The 1,148-nt window shown below is 56.4% G+C and carries 1 protein-coding gene; it reads left to right on the top strand.

Annotated elements, in window-relative coordinates; all coding sequences use genetic code 11:
• Positions 1-243: 243 nt before the first annotated feature.
• On the top strand, positions 244-1,148 hold a 905-nt coding region (locus tag VKV18_RS15755), incomplete at its 3' end, for a PQQ-binding-like beta-propeller repeat protein (RefSeq protein WP_324205136.1).

The raw sequence follows: 1,148 nt of genomic DNA, 5'->3' as shown, positions 1-1,148 counted from the left end.
CTCAAGGCTCAATCGGATGCGTCAGAATGGCCAGCGACGCACCACGATTTAGAAGGCACACGATATTCCCCCTTGACGCAAATCAATCCGGGCAATGTTCACCAACTCGTACGCGCCTGGACCTATCATATGGGCCAGTCCACGCCACAACCCAGATCCGCCCTGCAGCGAGGGCTTAGCCGTTCTCATGGGGGAAGGGGTGGCCTTACCTCCGAGGCCATTCCCATTGTGATCAATGGAGTGATGTATCTCTCCACTCCCAATGCGGTGGTAGCTCTCGACCCTGTGACTGGCCGGGAATTGTGGTCGTACCCCCTTCAAGGAGCCTCGCCCTCGACTCGCGGTGTCGCCTACTGGCCTGGCGACAAGCTGCATGTAGCACGTGTGTTATTTGGAACCACCGACGGTCGTCTGATCGCACTGGACGCCCGGACCGGCAAGCCAATTCCGGGCTTCGGCAAAGAAGGCGTTGTGGATATGAAGGCGGGAGTCATGAACGAATTTCCAGACGCTCCTTATGGCCTCAATTCTCCTCCCATTGTCTATAACAATCTGGTGATCACCGGCGCCGCGGTTCAGGAGTCACCGAGCCTTGGCGCATCCGGTGACACGCGGGCCTGGGATGTCCGCAGTGGAAAGCTCGTTTGGCGCTTTCATTCCGTCCCCCAGCCAGGGGAACCAGGAAATGAAACTTGGGACGATACCAGTTGGAAGAGCCGTTCTGGGACCAACGTATGGGGCTTTATGACCATCGATCCCAAACTCGGGCTCCTATACATGCCCTTCGGCCAGCCGACCTATGACTATTATGGTGGCGATCGAAAAGGAGAAAATCTTTTCGGTGATTCCATCGTTGCGGTCGATGCCAATACCGGCAAGCTCAAGTGGTACTTCCAAACCGTGCATCATGATTTGTGGGACTACGACTTAAGCGCCGCTCCTGTACTCTTCACGATCACCAAAGATGGCGAGAAAATGCCGGCTTTAGCGGAGATTTCCAAAACCGGTTTTCTATATATCCTAGATCGCAGAACGGGCAAGCCCGTCTTCGGCATGGAAGAAAGACCTGTTCCCGCCAGCGATGTGCCCGGTGAGCAAAGCTGGCCCACTCAGCCGTTCCCCCTAAAACCGCCGCCGCTCGCCCGTAA

Origin of the sequence: Chthonomonas sp., from assembly GCF_035294505.1 — a bacterium.
Lineage (GTDB): Bacteria > Armatimonadota > Chthonomonadetes > Chthonomonadales > Chthonomonadaceae > Chthonomonas.
Note: the sequence above shows the minus strand (reverse complement) of the source record. Positions and strands in the feature narration are given on the sequence as shown.